Annotated in this window: 35 protein-coding genes; 28 read left to right on the top strand and 7 right to left on the bottom strand. The window is 34.6% G+C overall.

Annotated elements, in window-relative coordinates:
* The first annotated feature begins 2 nt into the window (after positions 1-2).
* From GvMRE_RS13635 to GvMRE_RS06275, 23 genes are all read left to right on the top strand, one after another.
* Positions 3-149, top strand: a complete 147-nt coding sequence (locus GvMRE_RS13635) for a hypothetical protein (RefSeq protein WP_172575237.1) — start codon at positions 3-5, stop codon at positions 147-149.
* 47 nt (positions 150-196) lie between these two features.
* On the top strand, positions 197-763 hold the full coding sequence (locus tag GvMRE_RS06360) for a hypothetical protein (RefSeq protein ID WP_147409900.1): 567 nt from the start codon (positions 197-199) through the stop codon (positions 761-763).
* Entirely contained in the window at positions 711-908 is a 198-nt protein-coding gene (locus GvMRE_RS06355; protein WP_147409901.1) for a hypothetical protein, read from the top strand. The genes GvMRE_RS06360 and GvMRE_RS06355 overlap by 53 nt, the downstream gene beginning before the upstream one ends.
* Positions 908-1228, top strand: a complete 321-nt coding sequence (locus tag GvMRE_RS06350; protein ID WP_147409902.1) for a hypothetical protein — start codon at positions 908-910, stop codon at positions 1226-1228. Before GvMRE_RS06355 ends, GvMRE_RS06350 begins: the two co-directional genes overlap by 1 nt.
* Before the next feature lies 1 nt (position 1229).
* Entirely contained in the window at positions 1230-1448 is a 219-nt protein-coding gene (locus GvMRE_RS06345; RefSeq protein ID WP_147409903.1) for a hypothetical protein, read from the top strand.
* A gap of 7 nt (positions 1449-1455) precedes the next feature.
* Positions 1456-1695, top strand: coding sequence for a hypothetical protein (locus GvMRE_RS06340; protein WP_147409904.1), 240 nt, complete (start codon positions 1456-1458; stop codon positions 1693-1695).
* 7 nt (positions 1696-1702) lie between these two features.
* Positions 1703-1846, top strand: coding sequence for a hypothetical protein (locus GvMRE_RS13630; protein ID WP_172575238.1), 144 nt, complete (start codon positions 1703-1705; stop codon positions 1844-1846).
* On the top strand, positions 1846-1968 hold the full coding sequence (locus GvMRE_RS14355) for a hypothetical protein (protein ID WP_281267944.1): 123 nt from the start codon (positions 1846-1848) through the stop codon (positions 1966-1968). Before GvMRE_RS13630 ends, GvMRE_RS14355 begins: the two co-directional genes overlap by 1 nt.
* A gap of 389 nt (positions 1969-2357) precedes the next feature.
* The gene (locus tag GvMRE_RS06335; RefSeq protein ID WP_147410274.1) at positions 2358-2906 is read left to right on the top strand and encodes a tyrosine-type recombinase/integrase; all 549 of its coding nucleotides are present in this window, start codon (positions 2358-2360) and stop codon (positions 2904-2906) included.
* A gap of 132 nt (positions 2907-3038) precedes the next feature.
* Entirely contained in the window at positions 3039-3461 is a 423-nt protein-coding gene (locus tag GvMRE_RS06330) for a hypothetical protein (RefSeq protein WP_147410400.1), read from the top strand.
* Position 3462: 1 nt separating this feature from the next.
* On the top strand, positions 3463-3786 hold the full coding sequence (locus tag GvMRE_RS06325) for a hypothetical protein (protein ID WP_147410399.1): 324 nt from the start codon (positions 3463-3465) through the stop codon (positions 3784-3786).
* A gap of 1 nt (position 3787) precedes the next feature.
* The gene (locus GvMRE_RS13625) at positions 3788-3952 is read left to right on the top strand and encodes a hypothetical protein (protein ID WP_172575294.1); all 165 of its coding nucleotides are present in this window, start codon (positions 3788-3790) and stop codon (positions 3950-3952) included.
* A 1-nt stretch (position 3953) separates the two neighbouring features.
* Positions 3954-4172, top strand: a complete 219-nt coding sequence (locus tag GvMRE_RS06320; RefSeq protein WP_147410398.1) for a hypothetical protein — start codon at positions 3954-3956, stop codon at positions 4170-4172.
* A gap of 89 nt (positions 4173-4261) precedes the next feature.
* Positions 4262-4405, top strand: coding sequence for a hypothetical protein (locus GvMRE_RS13620; protein WP_172575242.1), 144 nt, complete (start codon positions 4262-4264; stop codon positions 4403-4405).
* Positions 4398-5057 (top strand): hypothetical protein, encoded by a 660-nt coding sequence (locus GvMRE_RS06315; RefSeq protein WP_147410397.1) that lies wholly within the window; start codon positions 4398-4400, stop codon positions 5055-5057. Before GvMRE_RS13620 ends, GvMRE_RS06315 begins: the two co-directional genes overlap by 8 nt.
* Positions 5050-5322 (top strand): hypothetical protein, encoded by a 273-nt coding sequence (locus GvMRE_RS06310; RefSeq protein WP_147410396.1) that lies wholly within the window; start codon positions 5050-5052, stop codon positions 5320-5322. The genes GvMRE_RS06315 and GvMRE_RS06310 overlap by 8 nt, the downstream gene beginning before the upstream one ends.
* Complete coding sequence (locus GvMRE_RS06305) at positions 5306-7552, top strand: hypothetical protein (protein ID WP_147410395.1); 2247 nt, start codon at positions 5306-5308, stop codon at positions 7550-7552. The genes GvMRE_RS06310 and GvMRE_RS06305 overlap by 17 nt, the downstream gene beginning before the upstream one ends.
* On the top strand, positions 7542-7793 hold the full coding sequence (locus GvMRE_RS06300; protein ID WP_147410394.1) for a hypothetical protein: 252 nt from the start codon (positions 7542-7544) through the stop codon (positions 7791-7793). Before GvMRE_RS06305 ends, GvMRE_RS06300 begins: the two co-directional genes overlap by 11 nt.
* A 3-nt stretch (positions 7794-7796) precedes the next feature.
* A complete protein-coding gene (locus tag GvMRE_RS06295; protein ID WP_147410393.1) occupies positions 7797-7979 on the top strand; it encodes a hypothetical protein in 183 nt (60 codons plus the stop codon).
* Positions 7979-8326: a hypothetical protein gene (locus tag GvMRE_RS06290; RefSeq protein ID WP_147410392.1), complete on the top strand. Its 348-nt coding sequence runs from the start codon at positions 7979-7981 to the stop codon at positions 8324-8326. Before GvMRE_RS06295 ends, GvMRE_RS06290 begins: the two co-directional genes overlap by 1 nt.
* Before the next feature lie 6 nt (positions 8327-8332).
* The gene (locus tag GvMRE_RS06285) at positions 8333-8608 is read left to right on the top strand and encodes a hypothetical protein (RefSeq protein ID WP_147410391.1); all 276 of its coding nucleotides are present in this window, start codon (positions 8333-8335) and stop codon (positions 8606-8608) included.
* A 12-nt stretch (positions 8609-8620) separates the two neighbouring features.
* Positions 8621-8992, top strand: a complete 372-nt coding sequence (locus tag GvMRE_RS06280) for a hypothetical protein (protein ID WP_147410390.1) — start codon at positions 8621-8623, stop codon at positions 8990-8992.
* The gene (locus tag GvMRE_RS06275; protein WP_147410389.1) at positions 8958-9368 is read left to right on the top strand and encodes a hypothetical protein; all 411 of its coding nucleotides are present in this window, start codon (positions 8958-8960) and stop codon (positions 9366-9368) included. Before GvMRE_RS06280 ends, GvMRE_RS06275 begins: the two co-directional genes overlap by 35 nt.
* Before the next feature lie 37 nt (positions 9369-9405).
* Here GvMRE_RS06275 and GvMRE_RS06270 read toward each other — a convergent pair whose 3' ends face one another.
* The gene (locus tag GvMRE_RS06270; RefSeq protein ID WP_147410388.1) at positions 9406-9807 is read right to left on the bottom strand and encodes a hypothetical protein; all 402 of its coding nucleotides are present in this window, start codon (positions 9805-9807) and stop codon (positions 9406-9408) included.
* Positions 9808-9908: 101 nt separating this feature from the next.
* Between GvMRE_RS06270 and GvMRE_RS06265 the strand changes: the two genes are divergently transcribed.
* From GvMRE_RS06265 to GvMRE_RS06260, 3 genes are read left to right on the top strand one after another with little or no spacing between them, the layout of a single operon-like run.
* On the top strand, positions 9909-16091 hold the full coding sequence (locus tag GvMRE_RS06265) for an LPP leucine zipper domain-containing protein (protein ID WP_147410387.1): 6183 nt from the start codon (positions 9909-9911) through the stop codon (positions 16089-16091).
* A 2-nt stretch (positions 16092-16093) separates the two neighbouring features.
* On the top strand, positions 16094-16270 hold the full coding sequence (locus GvMRE_RS13615; RefSeq protein WP_172575293.1) for a hypothetical protein: 177 nt from the start codon (positions 16094-16096) through the stop codon (positions 16268-16270).
* Positions 16270-16455 (top strand): hypothetical protein, encoded by a 186-nt coding sequence (locus GvMRE_RS06260; protein ID WP_147410386.1) that lies wholly within the window; start codon positions 16270-16272, stop codon positions 16453-16455. Before GvMRE_RS13615 ends, GvMRE_RS06260 begins: the two co-directional genes overlap by 1 nt.
* Before the next feature lie 2 nt (positions 16456-16457).
* Here the strand turns inward: GvMRE_RS06260 and GvMRE_RS06255 are convergent, their stop codons facing one another.
* Both GvMRE_RS06255 and GvMRE_RS06250 read right to left on the bottom strand, forming a co-directional pair.
* Positions 16458-17147 carry a hypothetical protein gene (locus GvMRE_RS06255; protein WP_147410385.1) on the bottom strand — a complete coding sequence of 230 codons (690 nt, stop codon included), beginning with the start codon at positions 17145-17147 and terminating at the stop codon, positions 16458-16460.
* Positions 17148-17237: 90 nt separating this feature from the next.
* The gene (locus GvMRE_RS06250; protein ID WP_147410384.1) at positions 17238-18191 is read right to left on the bottom strand and encodes a hypothetical protein; all 954 of its coding nucleotides are present in this window, start codon (positions 18189-18191) and stop codon (positions 17238-17240) included.
* A 157-nt stretch (positions 18192-18348) separates the two neighbouring features.
* On the opposite strand from GvMRE_RS06250, the gene GvMRE_RS13610 reads away from it, so the two are divergent.
* Together GvMRE_RS13610 and GvMRE_RS06245 are read left to right on the top strand one after the other, a co-directional pair.
* Positions 18349-18498, top strand: a complete 150-nt coding sequence (locus GvMRE_RS13610) for a hypothetical protein (protein WP_172575292.1) — start codon at positions 18349-18351, stop codon at positions 18496-18498.
* Positions 18499-18517: 19 nt separating this feature from the next.
* Positions 18518-19000: a DNA methyltransferase gene (locus GvMRE_RS06245; protein ID WP_147410383.1), complete on the top strand. Its 483-nt coding sequence runs from the start codon at positions 18518-18520 to the stop codon at positions 18998-19000.
* Positions 19001-19026: 26 nt separating this feature from the next.
* On the opposite strand, the gene GvMRE_RS06240 is transcribed toward GvMRE_RS06245, so the two are convergent.
* From GvMRE_RS06240 to GvMRE_RS06230, 4 genes are all read right to left on the bottom strand, one after another.
* Positions 19027-19341 carry a hypothetical protein gene (locus tag GvMRE_RS06240; RefSeq protein ID WP_147410382.1) on the bottom strand — a complete coding sequence of 105 codons (315 nt, stop codon included), beginning with the start codon at positions 19339-19341 and terminating at the stop codon, positions 19027-19029.
* A 239-nt stretch (positions 19342-19580) separates the two neighbouring features.
* On the bottom strand, positions 19581-19745 hold the full coding sequence (locus GvMRE_RS13605) for a hypothetical protein (RefSeq protein ID WP_172575291.1): 165 nt from the start codon (positions 19743-19745) through the stop codon (positions 19581-19583).
* A 128-nt stretch (positions 19746-19873) separates the two neighbouring features.
* A complete protein-coding gene (locus tag GvMRE_RS06235) occupies positions 19874-20593 on the bottom strand; it encodes a hypothetical protein (protein WP_147410381.1) in 720 nt (239 codons plus the stop codon).
* The gene (locus GvMRE_RS06230) at positions 20545-20757 is read right to left on the bottom strand and encodes a hypothetical protein (protein WP_147410380.1); all 213 of its coding nucleotides are present in this window, start codon (positions 20755-20757) and stop codon (positions 20545-20547) included. The genes GvMRE_RS06235 and GvMRE_RS06230 overlap by 49 nt, the downstream gene beginning before the upstream one ends.
* Between the last annotated feature and the right edge of the window lie 7 nt (positions 20758-20764).

The raw sequence follows: 20764 nt of genomic DNA, 5'->3' as shown, positions 1-20764 counted from the left end.
CCATGAACAACGAAGAATCAACATTAAAATCTTGAGCCACTGGTAAACTAGCCATGTTTGCGATTGGATTAGCCGTCGGATACTTTATCTATAACTCCGGCTTAATCCAAAAAGTAACTGGTAAATTATTTGCCAAGAAAGAAGATTAGAAAAACTTAAAAACTTGCCACCTGTCCTTAAACTCCTCTAAACTACTATGAATAATCCTGAACTAATCCATCAAGCCAACGAAGAACTAATCACTAAAGTATTACAACAACTCCTCCAAGAAAAGCCTCAACTGCTCGCTAGTGTCACTTGCCAATGTCACCTAATTGACCCTAATAAAATGCGTATCCTGCTCTGAAAAGACACTAAAGAGGGCCAAACCATTTACATTCTTAAAGTTGCTGAACAAAAATTTGTCGGCACTGAACGCTTAGATAAAAGAGGAGCAGTTTACTGAAAGTTTAGGGAGATGTATGAGAGTGAAAGTCCCAAGGAGCCTGCTAATCAAACAAAGCCTGCCCCGGAAACTAAGCCCACTCCTAAGCCTAACTATAAACCAGAACCTTACTGAACTCCTTATGCCCAAGAAAACAAACCTTTAAGTGATTATCCCAAAAGCACAATAGACAAAGTTACTAAGTTTCAAGAGCGACAAGCCAAAGCCCAAGCTTTCCAGAACCAAAAAGCCTCTGAACCAGTCTCACCTGAAATAAAAGAAAGTTATGCCAATAATTCAACCAATAGTGAAGCAACCGCAACAATTAACAGTGCCTAGTAATCTTAATCAGTTAGCTACTAGTTTACAAGCTATTCAGCCTAAAAGCCCTACTGCCCAGTTAATCACTTATGCTCTAATAGCCACTGCCCTAGTGGGAATATTTGTTTATCACTATATCAGAAAACAGGAGGCTAATAACTAATGACTTGAGGATTACCTGATTTCAAAGGAGCTTTAAGCAACTTTTATGATGAAAAAATCAAACCCACCATAGAAACCAAAAGCACTGAATATAAAGAACTCTTAAAAGAAAACTTTGCCCGGGGAGCCAACACTCAGCAAGCCATTATTGCTATTTTGCTAGCTGTATTCTTGCTTTTAGCCTTAGTCTTCTTTTGAAAAGATAAAGAGCCTGGTATTCAGTGAAAATACTTAGTATTAGGAGGATTAGTGGGTTATTTAGTGCCTTATGTAGTTGCCCTCAAACCCCAAGAATTTGGTGAGAAACTTTTAGCGAAATAACATGCCAGTAATCATAAAACCCACCTTAACCCTTCCAATAATTCTCCTTTGCTCGCAATGCCAACAAACTATCACTCATCAAGACCTAGTTCAATCCAATTTCCTAATCATTCTTCCTAGTTTCATTATCCAACATCAAGCCTGTCCGCTAGTGAAAACTAACCCTTATCCTAAATGTGGCTTTAGCTACCTGAAAGACATTACCTGCAATCCAAAATAACTAAATCATGAATAAATATCAAATACTTAAATATGCCATAATTGGCTTAACTATAACCTCTCGCACTGCCTCTCTTGCTAGCTTCATTAAACCGGAATTAACCATTATTCCTAAGTATGCTGAACCTACCAAACAAGTCTTAATTCAAGCCGGTAATGCTTACTGGAATTATGAGTTAAGTCAGCAAAAGCTTCCTTATCACACTTGCCAACCAGAACAAGACTTTATTTTAATCAATTCAGCCTAAAAGAAATATGAAAAACCTTAAATACTTAGCCATAGGCATAGTAGCAGGATTACTAATCCCTTATGCTATAGCCTTTTATAAAAGCAAAAAAGAAAACCCAATTACTTTCCGCCATACTTATGATGATAACGAGGAGGAAAATGAGTATTAATGAGTAAATACTTTATCTGATTCACTCTCTGTCTAATAGCAGGTTTTTACTTTCGCCATTGAGTTCACACTGGAGCAGGACAGTTTAGACAATTAAACCATTATTTAGGAGGGGGTTGATAATGTCCACCGGAAGTTTAATCTTTTGCTCACTTCTAGCCGTAGCTTGTGGTTTCCTAATCCAACAAACAGTAGAAACTTTACTCAATACTTCTCTAACTCTGTTGCCTTTTAAGATTCAGACTGTGCGCTAGAATTGCTGGGGAGTAAAAAATTAGTTTAGCATTTCTTTATGCGACGTTTTAATCCAGGCCTAATTTGGGATTACTAAAAAATTATTTTCATTATACTGGTTTCCTAATTCTCCCTCTCCCCAGCAAAAAAAAAATTAACACAATAGCCAATATTGTTAACTTTTTAGCCTGAAATTAACCAAAAACAGTCTCTAAGTTAACAAAAGCCCTTTTTCCTCCTTCCCACTAAGTTAACATTTCCTAGTTAACAAATTCACTATGAAAAAACAAACCGAACAAGTTTTAACCCTTTCCCAATTATCCACTCTCTGCCAAACTCCTTCTCACCTCTCTCTCCCCAAAAGAACCGATAAAGTTAAAGAAGTAATCCTTTTAATGGGCTATCTTGGTCTCCGAGTCAGTGAAGCCATCAACTTCACCTGAAAAACTAAACTCGTAGAAGATAAGCCTGCTTTTGTAGTCTACGGCAAAGGCCAAAAAGAACGTTTAGTTTTTAACCTGCTGAATAACCCTTACATTGCCCTAAAAAGCCAAAAAAAAGAACCTGACCAGTGAACTAAAATCTCCCGCATAGCTATTTGAAAATATCTCCAAAAGCAGTCCCAAAAATTAAACCTGTCCTGAAAGATTACTCCCCACACTCTCCGTCGTTCTTTTGCTTCTATTCTCCATTATGATTTTCACTTAGAGCCTCCTGCTATCCAACAACTCCTTGGTCACTCCCAGTTTCAAACCACTGAACGCTATTTAAAAAAAGACACTCGTTTTCTGCTCAACAGTCTCCAACGCAAAGGATTTTTGTGCTAATCCCAAAACAGCACTAAACTAAAACACTATGATAAAAAACATTAAAGAATCAAAAATAACTTACCTCGCTATCGGAATAATTGCCGGTCTTGCTCTTGCTTACGCTTACACTAAATGAATTAAGAAAGATTAATGCCAAAAGTAAACCAAAGCAAAGCAATTAAAAACACTCGCTCCCAGCCTAAACGCCTTACTGAAGAAGAAATCCAAGAACAATTTTGAGATGAAGTGGACCAATTAAGCCAAGAAAAGATTTATCAGCTTTTAACCGGCAACATTCCCCTTCCTAACATTGAACTTATCACTGAGCCCTACCGCTATGAAGATAAACAGCAAAAACTCACTGGTTTATTCTTACATAAAGATGTGGATTACCGCACCCTATTAACCGATATTGAAAACCGATACACTGAAGAAGAAGACTATGGTAAAGAGCACTTAGCCCAAGAAATATCCGTTGAATATATTCGCCTAGTAATCAAAGCCTTAATTGCTGATTTATCTAACTTTGCTTCTTATGACCCCAGCTATTTTGAAGACCTAACCCAAGAATAATATGCCCCAAATAAAAAAAACCAAACCTAAGAAAACTAAAAAACCTGTTTCCCGCACTCCTGCTAAGTCTAAGCCTAAGAAAAACACCGCCCTCATTAAAAACAAATCTGCCCAAACCACCTGTGAATACTATGAATGTATGCGTCACCAAACTAAACAAGGCATTAAGCCTAAAAAAATCACTCAAGTAGCTCATGAATGTAAAACTAATGCCCTAGCCCTTAATGCTAAAATGTCCGCCAACCAAAAAAAAGCGGCTCAGAAAATCAAAGTTGGCTATAAGACCTTAGGTGAAGGACTAAGCGAATTCATTAAGTCTAAATAGTATGGATTACCAACCTTTAATGCTCTTTTCAGCCATTGCTGCTATTGGTTATGTGGTTTTTCATGGTCACCGTGCTAACCAGGACTGTTGACTTTGTCCGTTTAGAGGAATTGCTTTTATAACTGGTTCTTTAGGCTTAGGAATAGTAGCTTCAATTGATACTTAATATGATTACTTGTTGCGAAATAGCCATTGCCTTGGCTTTTACCAACTTACTCTCTTTAGCTGTTTTTGCCGGGTATACAGTTCATTGAAAAGATCGAACCCTTAAATTAGAACAAAAGAACGGTTCAGAACAAAAACAAATCAACCAACTTAAAGCGGAACTAAGCCAAGTAAAGAAACAACTAGTCAAGAAAACTAAGCCTGCTAACCCTAATGCCTAATTGCCTCTTTTGCCACAAGAAATACATCTTTCCTAGCCCTCTAATTGATATTTGTTGAACTTGCTATTTAAAACAAACCCGAAAATAATATGACTATTATCCTGATAATCTTGCTTGCTTTGCTAGTAATTTACCTTTATTACCGAAACACTAATGCTCCTGAAACTAAGCCCTGAAAAAAAGACCTTTACCATTTACAAGAACAAATAAATGAATTAAAAAACCATGACTAAAAACCAAGAACTTAACCAAGAAATAGAGCAAGAATTTGCCCAAGGAAACTTTAAACCTAGTCAGCTAAAACGCTCTAAATCAGCAGGAGATATTTCCTCAACCCCTTTGTCACCCCAGCCCTTAAAAAGAACTCTTTCCCAACCTGCCCTGAAACAGCCTAATTTAACCCAGCAAATCACCCAATTAAAGCAAGAGTTAGTTTTTAGTCAGCAAACTGCCCAGAATTATCTCACTAATCTCCAAAAAGCCATTGCTGAATTAGACCAAAAAGAACAACAATTAGATTCAGTAAATCAGGATTGATTAAACTTAGCCCAGAAACAAATTGATAACTTAAAAAAAGACCCTAATGTTCGTATCACTGAACTACAGCAAGAATTAGAAGAAACTGTCAAAGATGCCACTCAAGAAATTACCCGCCAAGAAACTGAAAATAAACAGTTAAGGAATAAATTAAACCAAACCCAACAGCAAATGAACGACTTAAATCAGCAAGTAAATGATTACCAAAGAGCTGCCGAATTAAGGATAAATGAACCTAAAAAAACCTCAGTAACCAATCTTTGGTGAGATTATGCCCCCCTTATTTTGCTCGCCGCAGTTTATTTACTAGCCACCTGATTAACTAGAAAGGAAAAATATTATGACTAAATATAACTTGGAGGAATTTAAGGAATGAGTTGAAAAAAATAACCTTGATGCATACTACTCATATAAAGCCGAGTGTGCTCATGAAGTTGTTGGTTTTCACAAAGAAATAGAGAGTGTTGTTAGTAAAATTAACCCTGATGAGTATGAAAAACATGTTCTCAAATGAATGCAAGAAGTAGACCAAGCAGAGAGAGAGAGAGAGAGAGAGAGAGAGAGAGAGAGCACAACAATCAAATCAAAACACCACTATGCCAGTAAATTATAACGAATTATTAAACCAAATCAACGAATTAAATCAAGAAATTGACACCTATGGGGAAAAATTAGTCGCCACTGAAGCCCTTTTAGAGCCTTTTCAACAAAATCTTCAAACTCAGCAGCAAACCGCTCAAACTTCTCAAAACAAAATTCAAGAATTAACCGAAAAATTAAACCAAGAAAAAAACAAAACCCAAACTTTAGGAACCAGAATTAACCAATTGCAGCAAGAGGCACAAACGCAAAACGCTCAAAACCAGCAAACTATTAAAACTTTTCAAGCCCAAATTCGCCAAAAAGAACAAGATTTACAAAAACAAAGAGACCAAACTAGCACTTCCACAGCTACTTTACGCCAAGAAATCACCCAATCAAAAGAAGAAATCACACGTTTAAAGAATGAAAATCAACAAATTGCTGCTCTCCAAGGGCAATTGACGCAAACCCAAACCGAACTTCTTCAATCTCAAAACAAACTAACTACCGAAACAAACAAAGTCCAAGCTCTCCAAAAAAAACTAGCCACTTTACGGCAAGAAAAGACCGCTCTCCAAGCTCAAATCAGCCAACTAAAAAACGAAAAAACTACTCTTGGTGAAGAAAAAGCTTCCCAATTAGCCCAGTTTAACCAACAATTAACTACTAAAAATGAAGAATTAGAAAAAGTTAAATCAGAGTTTCAAACTGAGTTGTCTCGCCTAGAAACCCTTTTAAAAGAAAGCCAAGAAACTAATCAAACCAACACGCAACTAATTGCTCAATTGCAGACCAAATTACAAAACAGTGAAGAAACTAAAAACCAGTTAAAAGAAGAATTAACCCAACAACAATCTATTTGTCAAACTCTTAGTCAGAAAATTAGTCAGTTAAATTCCCAGTTAGAAGAAAACCAAACTCAAAGCCAACAAAACTTAAAGCAACTTTCTTTACAGTGTCAACAAACCCAACAAAAAGTTAAAGAACTAGAACAACAACTAGATTATCAACAAGCCTTAACTAATAATCTCCAAGGAGAAAAAACTGAATTAACTAAGGAAATCCAGAACCAAAAACAAGAATTGGCTAATTTAAAACAAAACTTAGAGAAAGCTAACAATCTTTTGAAAGAGCAGCAACAAGCCCGAGAGAAAGCCGAAACTAACTGACAAGCTAAAGAAAAAGAATATCAACAGGAAATTAAGAATAAAGACCAACAAATTGAAGAGCGAATCCAAGATAATCAACTAAAAACTGCCGAAATCCAACAACTTATTAAAGAGAGCAAAAAATTAAGCCAAGAAAAGCAAGAAGTAGTCGAGAATTTAAAACAATCTCAGCAAGAAATAACTAATCTTAATGAGCAATTAACCCGAGAACAAAAAGAAAAAACTCAAGCAATTGCTACCCAAGAGAAGACTAATAAAGAACTCAAAAAGCAAGTTAAAGCCCTCACTCTTTTAGCTAATTCCCGAAAAGAAAAGTTAGAACAAGAACAAACTGCTTTATTCAACCTAGCCAAACAAAAACTCAGTAAACAAAAAGAAGCTAAAAAGCTCTTAGCTGATTTAACTGCTAAATTTGAAGAAAAGCAACAAGAATTAGTGAAGTTAGAAGAAACTAACCAAAAACAAAGTCAAACTTTAAACAAAACTACTGATGCTTATGTGAAAGTTAAGCAAGAATTAGACCAAATTCGTAAAGATTTAACAAAAACTAATGAAAACTTAGCCCTAGCCCAACAAAAGAACACTGAATTAACTCAGAAAGCCCAGAATCAGATTAAAGAATTAGAAGTTAAATTAGAGCAAGCCCGGTCTAAACCTACTCTTAAATCTACCCAAACCCAAACTAATTTAAGTGATAAGCAAATTTCTCTCCTAACTAATCAATGAAACCAAGTCGCCCAATGAGCCCAAGAGCAAGGAATAGATACTAATAAATCTTGAAATCTTACTAGTCTAAAAAAGAAGTTAGAAACAGAATTAACCACTGCTAAAAAAGAAATCACCTCTTACCAACAAACTCAGCAAAACCATACTGAAGAATTAACCAAAACTAATAAAAAAGTAGAGTTCTGGAAAAATGAACACCAAAAAGCCCTAAAAGATAATAAAGTTAAACCGAAAAGTGAACCAGAACCAGGAAAAGCAACCACTACTAATAAAGAACCAATTAACCCTTGACTACTAGGAACAATTCTTTTAGTATTGGGAGGAGGAATTTGGCTAATGAATAGGAGGAAAAATCATGGGAATTAAAGATACTGTAAAAGAATGAGCTTCTGAGCAATGAAATTACTATGTAAAAGCCCCTATTGCTAAAAAAACTGAAGAGTATGAAAACCAAGCCTCTCAAAAGTGAAATGAATATAGCGGTAAAGCTCAAGAACAAGCCACTAAACCATTTAACTATTACCGAGAACAAGAACCATTTTATCGGGGTTTGTTTTGAATTGCCCTGGCCCTATTGCTTATTTTATGGATTATTAGTGGGAGTTAGATTATGATTGAATTACAGAAATTAAAACAAGAATTAAACCTAAGAAAAGAAGAGTTTCAGAGAATTAAGGAGAAAGTGAAACAGTTGGGCGAGCAGACAAAAGAAGTCAGTAAGGAAAATAGTGAGAATGAAAAAGTTTTAGAGAAACTATTGAAAGAATTTAGAGAACTAGGAGGAAATTTATAATGCTTAGAGAACAAGCTTGAAATGAGTGAAGTTCCTGCAAAAATAAAGTCCAAACAATTAAAGAAAACCATCAGTCCCAATTAGCTAGAATTTATGAGGCTGGTGTTTCTTATAGAGGAAATATTGTCATCCCACATGAAGTTAGTTTTGAAGAAGTATTGAAAGATGTAAGGGAAACTAATGAAGTTAAGTATAGAGTTGTAAATTGGGAAAAAGCACAACAAATATTAAGAGATGCTCCGCTTGATAATATTCCTAGTTTTACTTTGGTTAAAAGGGATACTAATTTTTCTCGAGAGGATGATGACGATGAAGGAGATTGTCCTATTATTGAGGAGGTAGATTAAAGAAATATGGATAGAGTTAAACAAAAAATCAATGAACTTAAAGAAAAAGCCGACAAATTTGAACAAGAAAACCAATCACTTCGAAGCATTCTTTTCAAGTGTAGTTGTGAAAATGTTATCACTAATGCTAATTTAGCCAGTAAGATTCAACAAGAAAAACAGATTTTGGAAGCATTCCAAGCTGCTCTTGTGAAATTAAAGAATAAACTAAATTACTTTGTCAGGCACAAATTAAACAATTTATTAGATAAACTTAACCCAATTATAATCCCTCCGCCTTAAAATTAATGTATTATGCCAATAAATAAAAATAGCTCTAAAAGATTTGTTTTTCCTCCCAAGGAAGAATTTGAGCGAGTAGTAAAAAGAGCCCAAAGAAGTGATAGGAGGACTAATATTGGTTTAACTCCTTGGGCTACTGAACTAGATAAAGCTAAATATAAGCTTTGTAAAAGCATTTTACGTTATAAACGACAAAATGACTTAACTACCAAAGATATTGCCAAACAATTAGGATTAAGCATCTACCGAGCTGAATATATCCTATATAGTCATATTGATAAACTTACTTTGGATGAACTAATAACTTATGCTGAAAGTTTACATGCTCCTTTTGAATTAAGAAATTCTTATGAAAATCAAGAAACCGCCCAAGAAGCCCACTAATTTAAGAAAATATGAGTGTGATTTAGTTCTTAATGAACAACACCTAACTAAACTAGAAATTAGCCCTTATTATGAGAAACATAACCGAGAATACTTGGTTGCTTTAAAAAGAAAAGGCATCAAACTAACTCCCAAGCAATTAGCCAAAAAGTTAATCACCGACGACTTAATCAGAAAAGTATTGGTTCCTCAGTTAGATGGTGAAGAAGTAGACGAAGATGGCGAAAGAAATTATCAGTATACTTATTATTACTATGTGCCTCTATACAATGGCAATAAAGCCTATAAACTAATCTGATGTTTAGATGACAATAGCCCTCACATTCTTGGCATTATGGATTGTTTTCGAGTAGAGAAGTTTGATAGAGATGGTTAAAATAATCTATATTCCTGCCCTTATTTAGCCCTTTCCTTTATTGCTTTGCTATTTCCTGTTCGAGTTGTTTTTCTTTGGCTTTGAGTTGTTTTACTTCTTCGCAGATTTTTGGATAACCAAAGAATATGAGGTAAATACTAATAATTATTGCTAATATTCCGACTATAATGAAAGTATAATAACAAAACTTTATAAGTTTTTCTAATCAGGCTCATTCTTGATTCTTGGAAAACTCTTCAAGCATGAATTTACACAACCATCAAAAAAATACACAACTTATAGATGTTCCAAATGAGCTTCATCTCATTTTGCCTGTTTCTTTACTTTCTTTTTCTTTAGTTTTCCTTTTTTCTCTGAGTTTCATTAACTCAATCATCTTTTTTCCTACTCTCTCTCTCTCTCTCTCTTGCTTCAAATTACTTATATCTTCACTAACCATAATAAATAATTTTAACTAAATAAGTCCTCAAATTAGCACTAACTAGCCCACTTGCTACACTAAATAACATAAACAAAATCAAATAAATAAACTAAAACAATATGACAAATAACAACGAAAAACCTATAACAGAAGTAGAATTAGAACAACTTGAAAAAAAGCAAGGCTTAACAGAAAAAATTGCTCGTGGTGCTATTGAAGGATTTAATAGTGCTGTAGGAGCAATTGGCTTTAAAGGAGTAGATGTTGATTATTTTATAGATGGAATTAAAGCAGGAAGAATAACTCCAAATGAAATCCTTGGTATAGCTGAAGAAATAACAAAATGAGCGGGCAAAACTGCTAAATTCATTAAGAAAACTAAAAGATTTACAAAGTTTTTGAATAATTTTCCTGTTGTTGGCTCAATAGTTAAAGGAATTTTAACAGGTGTTGATGCTCTTTTTTCAATTTCTTCTAGTGTAATTGATAGAGTTAAAGATACTTGCAATGATTTGGCTATTTCTAGTTTGCATTTAAAAGCAGGAAAAGCACAAAAAGGAATAGCCGATGTCAACGAAAAAGTAGATGCCCAAGGCAAAGCCATGGATGATGGCTTCAATAAACTTGAAGGTAAACTCCAATCCACCAAATCCGAATTAGAAGGCAAACTTTCTTCCCAAGGCGAAGAAATCGGCAACCTTAAATCCCAAGGACAACGCTTAGAATCTTCTCTCAACAACCTCTCCCAAGCTCACTCCGAATTCAAAGCCGAAGTAAACCAACAATTCGAAGAAGTTAATGAAAGAGTAGATTCCGCTGAAGTAAAAATCACCAAAAATGCCCGTGATATCCTAGAAGAAAAATTAGAAAGAGAAGCCATAGATAATGAACTTCGCGATAAAATCAAAGTCAATAAAATTCAACTAAATAACTTAAAAGAAGAACAAGAAGAACTTAAAGAAGATTTCCAACGCTACCAAACTAAAACCGACCGCAAACTAGAAGAAGTCCACCAAGAAATAGAGAATACTCAAGAAGAATTCACTCATCAATTAAAAATCCAAGAAACTAAAATTCAAATGGAAATAGAAGAAACTCGCGACGAATTCGAGCGAGCCAATAATCTAATCAACACTAAAATTAACCAAACCCAAGAAATCTTAGAAGAATACGAAGAAGAAGTAGAAAACATTCGCCACGACCAAAAACGCTTAAACGTTGAATTCCAAGAATTAACTGACGATGTCGAAGAACAATTTGAACTTATCCACCAACAAACTCGCAAACTAGACTTAGTAGCCGAGCAAATGGGTGAAATTGCTGAAGAAACTAACCGCCGCATGGATAACCTAGAAAACACTATTTTTGACATTGAAGAACAAGCCGAAGAAGCTTTATCTATGGCTCGCAAAGCCACTCGTGATGTCAATCAACTTACCGAAAACCTCCAAAAAGAACGCAAGCGAATTAAAAACTTAGAAGAACAAACGCAAAAAAACAAGCAAGAAACCAAAGAAGCTAAGCAAGAAGCTCAGCGAGCTAATGAACGCTTAGACAACTTAATAAAAGCCCAACAACTAACTGATTTCAGTAAAGAAAAACTAGCCTTCGCTAAAATCCAAAAATCTCTCCAACTCAAAGCCGAAGAAACCAAACTATTAGCCCAATTAAACATCCTTCAAGAAACTAAAAAACTAATCCCCGAAAAACCAGCTGAAAGAGAGTGAAAAGTTGGCGTTAAAGAAGGAAAAGTTAAAGAAATGCCTCGACCGGAAGGAATGCCCTTAAATCCTAACTCTCGTTGAGCCCAGGAATACACCGAAGAAGAATTACGAGAATGAGGCTGAGATATTCGCATTAAAAACGAACATGAATCAGCTCCTTTAACTACCCCCGACCGCCGAAAAGAAGAAACTGCCATTCCTTCGCAAACTAATCAAGAACAAACTGCCCCAGAAACTGACCAAACCAACCAAGTTCTTAAAGAGCAAGTAGAAAGTGCTAAAAGCCAAATTCTCTCCCAAATCAAAGAAATCCAAGCCCAAGTAAACGAAAATCTTACTCCTCTAGAACAAGAGCAATCAGAAGCCTCTGATACTGAAAACGAGGATCAAGACCCTACGCAACTAAACGAACAAAAAGAAAAAGAACTCCGCACTGCCCGAGCCAAAACTAAAGCTCAACTTACTCGCCAGCAAAAACAACAAGCAACCTCTCAAAAAGAAGTCACTCAACTCAAATCAGCCCTGACCAGAGAAAATAAAAAACTAGAAAAAGCCAAAGAAGCAGCCGCTGAAGCTTTTACGGCTAAACAAAGAAAAGCCACCAAGCAAGCCCAAGCAGAAAGTCAAGAGAAAGTAGATAAACTTCAAAAGCAATTAGAGCAAAAACAAGAGCAACTTAATCAGCAACAGCAACAAACTGCTCAAAAAGAAAAACAAATCGAGGAACTACAAAAAGAAATCCAAGAAGTCCAGCAACAAAGCTCAGCTTCTGCTTCCTCTCAATCTAAACAAGAACTCCAAGAAGAAATTGAGCAACAACAAGCCGAAGCTGCTCAACTACAGCAAGAAATCTTAGAACAACAATGACAACAAATCAGTCAAGCCCAAGAGCAAGTGCTTGAAGAACAAAAAGAAAGTGAAGAATCACCTCCGGACGAACAAGCGGAAGAAGCTCAAGAACAAGCCGAAGCTGAGCAAGAAGTAAAAGAATTAGAAGAAGCCGCTGCGGCTACGCAAAACCAAATGACTTTGTTTATGCTCTATTTAATTATCTTCTTGCTCGAATACATTGTCTACAAAAGAAATGGCTTGCCTGGTTTAGTTATCCTAAACATCTGCTTAGCAATCGCTTACTATCACAAAGACACTTTAATGCAATATGTTGATTTATGAGATAAATATGTCCTCATAATAGGCTATATCATGGGTAATGTCTTAACTTATAACTGCGTAGAAAAACCCGAACATAAATGACCCGCTATGGTTGGATACAATGCCATAATTCTGGCTATTTGAGGCTATACTCAGTGAAAAAAACACCAAATCAATCAAAAGCAAGAAACTGCTCAAAAGAAAGTCGCCCAACTAGAAATAAAAAAAGAACTAACCAAAAACCAAATTGCGGAAAAAGAACTTCCCGCTAAACTTTATAACTGAGAAGAGAAAATTCAAGATAAACCCTTAGAACAAACCACTCAACTTCGTCAAGAGCTGTTCCAAGCCGTCCAAACCATCAAAGAAGAAAAACAACAAGCCGAATACGTCCAACAACAAGAACAAATCGCCCAAGAACAAGAGCAAGTAGCACAAGAATTAGCCGAGCAACAAGCCCAAGTCCAGCAAACTTTAGAAGGAATTCACCAAGCTTCAATTAGTTCAGCAGCTATCAACACCGAAGGTTTAGAAGAACACTTTCCTGGTTTCCAAACTGAATTTGAACGAATAAAAACTTGGTTTAAATCAATTCTTCCTAGCACCCAAAAGGATAATTTGCTTAAAGTTATTGAGGAGATTAAACTCACCAACGAAGAAAGTAAAATCTTAAGCAAACTATATTTAAACGAAGAGCAAATTCTTGCCATTACTCTCCAAAATAAAAAAATTAAAAATCATGAACTAGAATTACGTCAAACTTTCCCTAAACTAACCACTAAACAAAAACTTAAACTGCTTAATGCCGGCTTAGAAGCCTTGGGCTTAAAATCCCTGGAAGATAAGCAAGTTTTGGCTAATACTCGTCAGCAATTCCTTACTGAACAACAAAACTTTGATTTAACTCATGAAGAAAAAGAAAACACTTTAAGATTCTTTGTCACTGCTCTTTCCCTAAGCACTGAGCAGCAAAGCAAACTAGAAAATTTAGGAATAACTCTCTTTAATGCTTCTAACTGAAAGACTACTGAAGAACACCGACAAACCTTACTAAGAATAGGCTTAGAGAAGATTAAACTTAGTGAAGAAGAAAAGCAAAATCTTGCTAAGTCAAAAGTTAAACTCTCTGCTCAAAACGAGAATATCCTGAAAACTCTAGCTCCTTTACGCAAAGAGTATAAGCATTCAACCAACTTACTTAGAAATATCCAAGCACTTAAGCTTAAATATGAAAGTCTTAGTTTCTTTAATCAGCAACAAATTCTTCCTGATTTAAACACCCAATTTGGAACCATCAAAAACCCTTATCAAGCCTTAAAACAGCAAATTTTAGAAAAAGAACAAAAGAAATTATTTAAAGAACAACAAGAAGCCGAAAAAGAAGAGACTAGGAAAAGAATGCAAGAAGTTCGCAAAAGTTTACTACCTTCCCTTTTAGAATTTGCCCAAAATAACCCCAAAGAAATAGTTGAACTTGAACTACCTATTTACCGGGAAAGAATTATTTACCAAGATGAAGGAAAAATTACCCGAGGAATTGAAAGCCAAGAAAAAAATTGAGTATCATTAGGAGCAATCGACCAAGACCACAGCAATCTTTTATCTGCCCATGGTTTTAAATCATTCAAAAAGTATGATTTTTTTGACCTTTTAACCTTTGCGTGGGGAAATATTAATCCTGAAATTAATACTAACTGAGAAAAATGAAAGAATATCAGCCTCAATTTCACCCAAAAGTTAGTAAAAGAATGGATTAGCTATGACTTCACTTATGAACAATGCCAAGACTGAATAAATATTCATTCTCCTACTGACCAAAATCAAGCTATTCAAGAGCCAGCTTTTTATGCTTATTTAAGAGATAACATTGAGTTAGCCCCAGAACAAGTTTTAAACGATGAAACCATTATCCTTGAAGACTTAAAAGAGCAATTTGAGGAGTATCAACAAAACAATCCTCCTAATGCCGAGCAACTAGACTGAAAACAATTCTTATCGGAACACTCCTGATTACAGGAAATCTGAGAAAATTATCTAACTTTCCAAGCGGAAAAGCTTCAAGCCCAATGAACTAAAAACCGTGAAGAGTTAGCCAAGCGTGGCGAAATAGGTCAAGAAATAGAAGAAAAACAAGTAAATTTAGAAGAATTAGTACCTAGTTTAGCCAAGTATGTAGAGGACAAAATTCAAGCCAGCATTTCTCACTTACCGTCTTATAGCTCCTCGCAAACTACTTGAAAAGAAACTGATGCTGAGCAAGAACAAACTTCTCAGCAATCGCAATCTTCTGCCACTGGTTCTCGTTATGATGACTTATTTTCTAACCTAAGCCAAGAAGAAACCGAAAGGCAAAAGAAAAAACAATCCCGCGAAGAAGCCCGCAAAAAACTTGATAACCTTGAATTCAACCGTCGTGAGCAAAACCTAGACACTAAACAACAAAAATTAAAATCTGAAGAAGAACGTCGCCAAAGGGAAAGAGAGTTAGAAGAACAAGAACTAAAAGCTCGTCAACAAGCCTTTGAAGCCCGTCAAAAAGAATTAAAAGAACAAGAAGAAAAACGCTTAACTTCCCAAGCCGAACAAATTGAAACTAAGAAAAAAATGGCTGAAGAAGCCCTGGCTATCAAGCAAAAAGAGGCTGAATTAGCCGAGCAAAGAAAACGAGCGGAAATTGACCGCTTAGAAAAAGAAAATCAGCAAGAGCAAGAAAGATTAGCAACTCGAGCCCGATTAATTGAAGAAGAAATGCAAAAACAATTAGCCCAAATTGCCTTAGAAGACCAAGAATCTCGCCAAAGAATTGAAAAAGAATGCCAAGAAAGAAAAGCCCAATTAGAAAGAGAAATCTTGGAATTAAAACGCAAAAATGAAAGAGACTTAATGCTTAAAGAGCAAGAATTAGAGAAAGAAAAACAAGAAAAAGATACTCAAATCGAACACTTACGAAAAGAAGCTAATTTAGATGAGACTGCTTACCAAGAAATGCAAAGCAAAATTGCCGAAGAAAAAGAAGCTTCGGCAAAATTGGGTGAAACTACCAGCAAAGCCCGAGAGCAGAAGATGGCAGCAGGAGAAGTTCACAAGAAGGCTTTTGCTGCTGTTTATGAGTATTATTTGGATGATGATGAGATTGCAAGTTGTACTAATATCAGACATACCACCCCTAGTGGTTCGGCTTTACCAAGTGTGCGAAGTTTATTTAACCAACACCCAGAAATGAGGCTAAATATCTTTAATTCCAAAGTAATGAGCGGTGGAGAAAGTGGCGAGAAAGTAAGCATGACTACCGGAACCAAGTTTTATTACTGAAATGCGAAAGAGTTGACTACTCTAATTAATAAGTGCTTAGGTAGTGGCTCTTATAGCAAAGCAGCTTTGGAAGCCAAGATTAAGAGTATTAGTGATCCCAATTTTTTTAATTAATTATGATAGAGCAATTAAGGAAAGAATTAAGACAGAGGAGAGAAGAGTTTCAAAGGATTAAAGAAAAGGTAAAGAGATTGGTTGAGAGAACGAAAGAAATAAGCAAAGAAAACACGGAAAATGAAAAAGTTTTAGAGAAACTATTAAAAGAATTTCAAAAATTAGGAGAAAACTTATAATGACTAGATGTGAAAGATGTGATTTGATAGAAAGAAAATTAGCTAATACTGAAGAAAGAATACAGTTGCAGTTAAGGAATGTGGAACTTTATCTTGAGCTTTTAACCCGAAAAACTCGTTTATTTGGTCAGAGATTAGATGGGTTGTTAGAGAAAATTAACCAAGTCATGAAACCTTTGCCTTAAATTTAGTTCTCTTTGCCCTTTTTCAACTTTACTATCCAAAAAACTAAGCCTCCAATTAAAGCCAAAATCCCTATTCCTCCTATGATAACAAGCACTTTATTCTTTTCAAAGAAAGATTTATCGTTTTTGTTATCAATATTGCTTGTTTTAGAGGAAACATTGGCTTTCTGTTTAACTTGCTGAATTTCTTGTAAGATTTGCTTAATATAACTCTCTAGTTCTTCTTTTTCTTGCTTTTGTCGCAATTCTTCTAAAGTAGGAAAGTTAGGAACTTCTAAATTTCCTTTTTCTGAGTTTAGTTTATTTCAAGTTAAGTTTAATTCTTTTTCGGCTTCTTGTTTCCTTTGGCTTTCTCACTGTTTAAAATGTTTTTCGGTACAGAATACTCATTGATGATCAGGATTAGTGGCATTACTCATGCTTTCTTCTAAGACTTTGGTGCGTTTGTCTCAAATGTAGTGGTAAACTGCTGATTTCTTATCACAAACGGCACAATGGGAAAGTTTATGTTGCTCTTTTTTCTTTTCCGGAAAGAATTTTTCTTCATAGCAATCTTTACTGCAAAAGACTAGTTGGTTTCCTTGGGGTTCAGTGTCGGCTAAGGAGAGTTCAATTTTTTTAGTATCAGGGTCGTAGATATAGTGCCAAATTGAGGATTGTTTTTGGCAGTTAACGCAGGCTTTTTTATTCATGGTTGCCTCCTTTCGAGAGATATGCTACTAGTGTGTGTGTGTGTGTGTGTGTGTTTCAAATTAGGGTTATTTCAGTGCTTATGTTCATGATTAATTATTTCCTCCTTTGCTAGAGCCAGGGGTTCCGTAAGTGGGTTGGATGATTTGAGCCTGTAATTGCTGACTCTGTTGGTATTCCCTAAATTGTTTTCTTAAATCCTCTAATCTAATATTATTATCATTTAATACTTGTTCAGGAGATAATTGTCACTCATCTCTTAAATAAGCATAAAATTCTGGTTCCTGAATAGCTTGTTCTTGGTCACTAGGAGCATGAATATTAATTCAATCTCTGGTCTGCTCAAAAGTGAAACCATAACTTTGCCAAGTTTTGATTAACTGAGGAGTAAAGGAAAGATGAGTATTAATTCAATTAACTTGATTGTTTTGTGCTATTTGCTCAAGAACCAGTTTATTTTCTTCTAGTAATTTCTTGTCATTTAATAAATTTATTCATAAATCATTATAAAAGGTTGTTTGATTAACTTCTTTTGACTCTAGTTGGTTTTTTTCATTATTAGATTGTCCTGCTTTAACGCTTACTTTGTTGTTTCTAATTGTAACAACACCCCCACTTACCCTAATTCCTATTGCTTCTTCATCGGCTTTAACTTTTATATTACTTCCTTGGATATCAAAATGACAATCACTATTGCAATCAATTCCTATTACCTTTTTTCCTTCAACATTGAAATCACTGTTTCTTATTTTGATTATCTTTGGTTTATGTTCTTTTAAAGCATTTTCTTTAAAAATGGCAATATTATCATCAATAATACTTTCTAGACTTCTGTCGTTATTTTGTTGTTCAGTTTTTTGACTAATCAAGTGTTCTTCATCTCTAAGTCAAGCATAAAAAGCAAAATCTTTAACTTCAAATTTTTCTTTTAAAACTTCTTTTCATTTTTGGGAGGTTTGGTAATCAAAACCATGTTCTTTTCAAAGATTTTGGTAATATTCATTAAAATCAGGATGTATTTCTCTTCAGTCTCTATTACTTTCCATAATATAGTATTTTAGTATACCACCAAAAAATCCTTTATTTTCAGACTACTTTCTCCTAAAAATAAAATCAATATGTTTCATTTCCAGAGAGAGAGAGAGAGAGAGAGAGAGTAATTATCAATTTAACACCAAACAGCCAGGAGAAGCCTTAGAGTTATTGACTTCTTTGCCGGAAAGTAGCACTAAGTTAGTGTTTTTAGACCCTCAATACGAGAAAGTTAGCACTGTTTTAAAGTTAGATTACCCTTTACATTTCCAATCTGACTACCAAATAACTCAATTGCTTTCAGAATCAGCCGAGTATTAAAACCAGTGGCTTTTGTCTGTTGTGAGTAAACAAAACCATCTTAGGAACTGATAGAGTTTTAAGTTGATTACTCCAAGCATCTCAGTTAAAAATAGTTGATTTGCTAGTGTGATATAAGCAAAACACCTTAGGCATGGGTTCCTGATTAAGAAGCCAAGCAGAGTTTGCTTTTTTACTCCAAAAGCAGCCTACTAATAGCAAATTGTTTAGAAATAGAAGCTTTGGAAATGTGTGAAGTGAAAACAGTTTGCCCACTAGTCAGAGAAAGCATCCTCATCAAAAACCAAGAGAACTAATTAAAGCCTTAATTGTTGCCACCACCAACCAAGGAGACTTAATTCTTGACCCTTGTGCTGGTAGTTTCATTGTTTTAGAGGTTTGTCAGGAAACTAACAGGGAGTTTCTAGGCTGTGATTTAACTTTTAAGGAGATAGAGGAGTTTAAGAGAAAAACACGCATTGTGGATAAAGTTTGCTTGAATTGCTTTGAGTTTATCACTTAATTACAACTACATTTTTTAAAAAAACTCTAAGCTGCAATAATTCCGTGGTAGATGTAAGTGCGAATTTGTTGTCGCTTTTTGAGGTTCTTTACTGTGTTTCAGTAAAGTGGCTTATTGTGATAAAATTCTAGGAGGCAAGGATCGCAAATCTTTTTCTTTCCGCGTTCTCCAGTTCAATAAACTCAATCATTTTTTTGACTGTATTCTTGCCGAGGTAAAACAAACTTAATTCAAATCTCTTTCTGGCATTGAAAACAGTGGGCTTTTTTAGGTTTAGGAAATCCATTTTGAGAAAGATCGGAATAAATTCCTTTCTTTTCACTAGGTTTAAGTTTAGGCATAATATAATTGTTTTTAGCAAACAACAAACTTACGAGCAAAGTTCTTGCGACATTTATCACATTTTTCTATCTTTTCCATATTAGTTATTTGCTATATTCAAGCCAAAGCAATTACTTTCTTTTCTATATATAGTTTATGGGAAAGTTATATATAGATTTTTTTGGTATACCATAAAATATAAGTATAGACTGAAATCATGAAAAAGTTTAAAGGCTCTCGTATACGCGCAAATATCTTGTTAACTCTTTATTTTATTATTAGTTATTTTAATTTCTGTGAAATGAGCCAAAGCCCCAGTTCCATTTTCAATATACCCTACTAGTGATTTTAACTGCTCCATATTCAAATCGTTTGTAATGTGTCGGGTTTCCCCATTATCATATTTAATATCTAACTTTAACATATAAGTATTTTACTTATTTTTTTTAAATGACTAGTCTTGTTTAATAATGCTTTTGGTTTTTTGTTTACATTAACTATTTACACTCCCTCACGCACGCTCGGCTGTGAGATATCACTCTTCGCTCATTATTAAGTTTTTAGTTCTTTGATTTTGCCATAATAGCAAGGCTCGCAGTAGTCTTGGTTTTCGGTTCACTGATTATTTCACCAATAACTATCACTTTGTTGCCTAATTTCACTTAGCATGGGATAGTCTATATCAGATAATTTCGGTCTAAAAAATTTACATTTAAAGCATTGAATAGCTTTTGTCTTTTCTCTATTATCATTCCGAGGTTTATTTAATTCTTGTCCTTCATTTGAATAATCCTTTGGTTCGCTAATTCTTTCCAAGGTATTTTCTTCTTCTCTGCTTCTTTGTTTTTCTTTTTCTAATACTCTTTTTAGATTTAGAACACTTTTTTCTCCACCTTTCTTAATAATTTCTTCAAACTTTTGGTTAAGAGTAGTAAATTTTTCTTTATTATCCAAGTTTAATATTTGCTTAGAATTCTCTTTTTCTTTTCAAGTTAATAACTTTTCACTTAGCAATTCAGTTTTTTGTGTCAAATCATTTATTTTTCCTACTTGTTCTTTAACCACTTCGCTTACTAATCCTAAAATTTTTTTTAAATTATTAATTTCAGTTTCTAATTCTATAATTTTTTGGTTAGATTGGATAAATTTATTCTCAATTAAATCATTTTGCTGATTATATTGGTTTCTTTTAGCCTTTTTAACTATTTTTCTTTGCTTTTGCCTTATTTTCTTGCTCTCTTGGCTCACTCTTCTTGATTGGTTTCAGTTCATTTTTCTCTTTTGCTGCTTTTATCTTTTCAAAAATCATTAAGATTACTGTCAATCACTTCATCGCCATTTTTTAGGTGAAATATCCTGATTTTGCTGGCTTTTTCCATGCTGATATAAGCAATTTGTTCGTCCTTTATTATGCTAGTGTCTCCGCTGCATTTCATATTATTA

Source organism: endosymbiont GvMRE of Glomus versiforme, assembly GCF_003546845.1.
This window is presented reverse-complemented; position numbering and strand designations above follow the sequence as displayed.